At 66.3% G+C, this 3938-nt stretch carries 4 protein-coding genes; 1 reads left to right on the top strand and 3 read right to left on the bottom strand.

The window, feature by feature from the left end:
• Nucleotides 1-152: 152 nt before the first annotated feature.
• A complete protein-coding gene (locus tag VMS22_11865; protein ID HXJ34719.1) occupies nucleotides 153-1250 on the bottom strand; it encodes an SGNH/GDSL hydrolase family protein in 1098 nt (365 codons plus the stop codon).
• 2 nt (nucleotides 1251-1252) lie between these two features.
• Nucleotides 1253-2383: a hypothetical protein gene (locus tag VMS22_11860; protein HXJ34718.1), complete on the bottom strand. Its 1131-nt coding sequence runs from the start codon at nucleotides 2381-2383 to the stop codon at nucleotides 1253-1255.
• 313 nt (nucleotides 2384-2696) lie between these two features.
• Here VMS22_11860 and VMS22_11855 point away from each other — a divergent pair, with 313 nt between their 5' ends.
• Nucleotides 2697-3704 carry a hypothetical protein gene (locus VMS22_11855; GenBank protein HXJ34717.1) on the top strand — a complete coding sequence of 336 codons (1008 nt, stop codon included), beginning with the start codon at nucleotides 2697-2699 and terminating at the stop codon, nucleotides 3702-3704.
• Nucleotides 3705-3752: 48 nt separating this feature from the next.
• Here VMS22_11855 and VMS22_11850 read toward each other — a convergent pair.
• Nucleotides 3753-3938 (bottom strand): hypothetical protein (locus VMS22_11850; protein ID HXJ34716.1); only part of this gene is annotated, 186 nt, incomplete at its 5' end.

The following is a 3938-nucleotide window of genomic DNA, read 5'->3' as shown; positions in this document are numbered from 1 at the left end:
CGGAAGCAGCTCCACGTTGCTGAGCGAGGCCTGCGGCGCGCCGCGGTGGCCGAGCAGGCGCAGCGAGACCTCGCCCGCCCCCGCCGCGAGCAGGATGGAGGCGATGAACAGCGCGAGCGTCGCGAGCCATTGCCGACGCGGTCGCGCGTGCGTCATCGCGCCGCGGTCCCGGCGGGCGGCACGGCGGCGGGGTCGAGCAGTCCGTCGCGGTCGAGATCGCGAAGCAGCAGATCGGCGATCCGCCTCGCTCCCTCGGGTGTCGTGTGCATCGTGTCGAGGAAGAGCGGAACGGGATCCGGGATCCGATCGAACTCGCGCTCGAGATCGATGAGCGGCACGCCCTCGTCGAGCGCAACGCGCCGGATCGTCTGGTTGTAATCGTGGATCAGATCGAGCAGATCGAGCACGCCGTAGGCCGAGGGGAAGTAGGGAAAGAACACGTTGGCCCGTCGGATATCTTCCAGCGTCATCTCGGGCCGCACGACGGTCGGCAACGTGACGAGCACCGGCCGGCTGCCGGCGCCTCGTACCGCCGCGATCATCTCGCGGAGCGTGCTCTCGTAGAGCGCGGGTCGGAATTCCTTCAACCGACCGGTGTCGCTCTCGGGTCCGGTCGAGGGGGGGCGAAGATACGGCCGCACGTCGTAGAACATCAGCTTGCGCAGGCCCTTCACCAGCCAGAGCCGGTCGAGGAAGCGCGCTACGCCGGCCCAGCGCGCGCTGCTTCCGCCCGCGAACGGGTCGACCTTCATCAGGTCGTTCCAGCCGATGTAGACGATCACGACATCGGGGTGGAGCGGCAGCACCTTCGTGCGCAGGCGCCGCAGCGCGAGCTCCGAGTTGAGGCCGGAGACGCCGGCGTTCACGACTTCGTACCGCAGGCCCGGCCGCTCGCGCTCCTGCAGCATGCGGTCGAGCTGCGCGGGATAGGTGTACAGCTCGTGGCCGCCGCCGTAGGTGCACGAGTCGCCGACGGCGACGATGCGCCAGAGATCCGGGCCGTCCGGCTCGAGCTCGCGGCCGACGAAGCCGTCGGAGTTGATGACCGCCTGGCCCATCGCGGAGCGGTGGTGGCCCGGAACGAGCACGAACGTCTGCGTCGCGATGTCGAAGCGCTCGGCGTCCTCACGCAGGTAGTAGGCCCACCCGCGCACGGCGAGCTCGCCCGCGCCGAGGAATAGGCCGATCAGGATCGCGCTGAAGAGGATCGACTTGCCGAGGCCGAACTGCGGCTGCTGTCGCTCCGCCATGACTACGAGTGTCCGCGGTCGCCGTCGATGATCGAGAGCACGGCGGGAACCAGGTGTTCCGCCAGCACGCGATTCCCCGTCGGCGTCAGGTGGCAGTAGTCGGTGTAGACGTCTCCCTCGACTCGGCCATAGATGTCCGTCAGGTCCACGACGGTGGCGCCGCTCGGCGCGGTCGCCTTCGCGAGATAGTCGAGCACGATCGGCCGCGCTCGGTTCTTGAACTCGATGTAGTTCTCGGCCCAGTAGGTCTTCATCTCGTCGTAGATCTCCTGCTCCAGCGGAGAGAACTGTTTGCCCTGCCGGAACGAGATCTCGGGCTGCAACGCGAAGATGGCATGTACGCCCTCGTGCTGGAGGATCAGGCCGTTTCGCTCGACCATCTTGACGAAGTTGTTCTCCGCGTTGACGCGTAGGTTCGCGAGCGCGGTGTCGACGTCCATGTGCGGACGCGGGCCGCGGTGCAGCACCGTCATCATCTGCGATGCGTTGTTGAGCGCGCGTCCGGCCAGGTGGAAGAAGTGGCTCTTCCGGAAGAGCCACCAGCCTGTGTAGTAGGCCCAGGCCGAGAACGTCGGATCCCCGAGGAAGCTGTGGGCACGCTCCTGGTAGGCGTAGTCCCGCCACTGATCGAAGCCGGGATCGGTGTTGTAGTAGTCGTTGAAGCCGTCGAGGAAGATCACCAGGTCGGGGTGGTACTTCAGGATCGTCTGGTTCAGGTAGATCAGGTGGTGGTGGCTGTAGAAGCTCGTGATGGCGGCGTTGATCACCTCCACGCGAAGGCCGTCCACCTTCCCGTCGAGCGCCTGCTCGAGGTAGTGGTCGATCGTCTCGTCGTTGCGGATGACGGGATACTTCGCCACGCCGAAGCGCGACAGCGATTGCAGCCCGTACCCCGTGGAGCCGCCCATCAGGAAGATCCGGTAGGTTCCGGGCGGTTTCTCTCGGGGGGTGTCCTCGCTGCGACGGAAGCCCTGCGCGTTGTGCGCGATGCCCCGGGTGTCGCGGAAGTTCGGCGTGAGCCGGATGCTCTTGTACGGATCGAACTCGTAGTTCATCAGATGCTCGCCGTCGTACCCGCGGAAGAGCCGGAGGTAGGCGTACGACGAGAACTCCAGCAGACCGAAGGTAAACACCCCCACGAGCGCGAGAGCGAAGATGCGGCGCCGCAGCCCAGGGCGGGTCGCATGGAACGCAGATGGTGTTGCGCGCGGCTCGTCCGGCTGCATCGAGAGTCCTGGGGCGGTACAGAATTGATCGGGAGTTCGATGCGTGAGATTGACCCGAGGTTCGCGAATCGCCACTCGACCCCGGGTGTGTGCCGCGCTGGTGTGGTGATCGATCGATGTTCCTGCGGGGGCACAAGTACACGGTTGAACTCTGGCGCGATCGCGTGAAATTCGATCAGGGTGCCAGGAGGCCGGACTAATGGCGCGATGGCACGTCGTCGTGCTGACGCTCTGCGTTTCGTTGCCCGTGAATGCCGTGGAGCTAGTCCCAGGCGACATCTTGGTACTCGGCAACAGCCAGCAGGTCGGCCCGGGAATCATCCTTGTCGATCCGGTAACTCACGCACAGACGCTGATGGCGTCAGGCACGTTCGGGGACTTCACGGTCGCGCCAGGCGGAAGCCTCTACGCAACAGTCGGAGATTCCGTGGTGCGAATCGATCCCGACACGGGAGCGCAGACGACGGTCTCCTCAGGCGGTCTGCTCGCCCCGATGCATCCGTTCGATGCCAGCACGCCCGGCGGCAGCTACGTGGCCGCGAGCGGTGACACCCTGTTCGTGGCACGCCAGTACGACGAGCGCGTCATCCAGATCGATCCACGGACGGGCGCGCAATCGATTCTCTCGTCCGGAGGGTTGCTCCTCCCCGATAGCCGGAACCCCAGTCTTCGAGCCGTCAACGGGACGCGAGATCTGGCCATTGGACCGAACGATGAGCTCCTCGTCTTGCAGAACGAGTACATCGCGATCGGGGAGGTGATCGGAATCGCGCTGGCCACCGGCGTCCAGAGCTATGCCTTTCTCGAGCCGCACCCTGAGAGCAGTCTGTTCGCGGATCCGGATGGCTTCGGCGTCTCGGCGGATGGAACATTGGTCGCTTGCGACCGAGGGGTCTCTGGGTTCTTCTTCCAGCTCGATCCCGTCCTCGGCGCAGTGATGCTCCCGGTGCCGATGGTCGACAGGTCGGGGAACGTGCTGCCCATGCAGGCGGTGAACGCCGCCATCTCGGGCGACGGAACGCTCCTGCTGATCCGCGCCGCGGTCGACCTGGTCCGCTTCGATCCATACACCGGCGGGCTCGACTTCCTCGCCTCCGGCGACTTCGATGAGGTCGAAGTCGTCCCGGCGCCGGAGCCGAGAACCGCGCTGCTCGTGCTCTGCGGCCTGTGTGCGTTCTCGATCGCGACGGCTCGGCGTCGGACCGCCCAGTCGCATCGGTCTCACTGAGCCCTCGCTCCGATCCGTAGAGACACGGTCACGAGAGGCCATGGGGTGCTAGCGGAAGGCGACCGCGGTGGTGAGCGGCTGCGGATCCTCCAAGTCGCCGCAGCGGGGCCGTATGGCGGCCTCGAGTCGATGCTGGCCCTGCTCGCGGCGGGACTGACGCGCCGTCACCACGACCTGCGAGTGGCCGCAGTGCTCGACCCCGGCCCCGAGCCGCATCCGTTCGAGTCGTTGCTC

It is taken from the genome of Candidatus Eisenbacteria bacterium (genome assembly GCA_035577985.1).
Classification (GTDB): domain Bacteria; phylum Desulfobacterota; class Binatia; order DP-6; family DP-6; genus DATJZY01.
This window is presented reverse-complemented; position numbering and strand designations above follow the sequence as displayed.

Excerpts from the sequence above, each read along its gene's own strand:
- VMS22_11865 (HXJ34719.1), bottom strand. The coding sequence starts at position 1,250 with ATGGCGGAGCGACAGCAGCCGCAGTTCGGCCTCGGCAAGTCGATCCTC.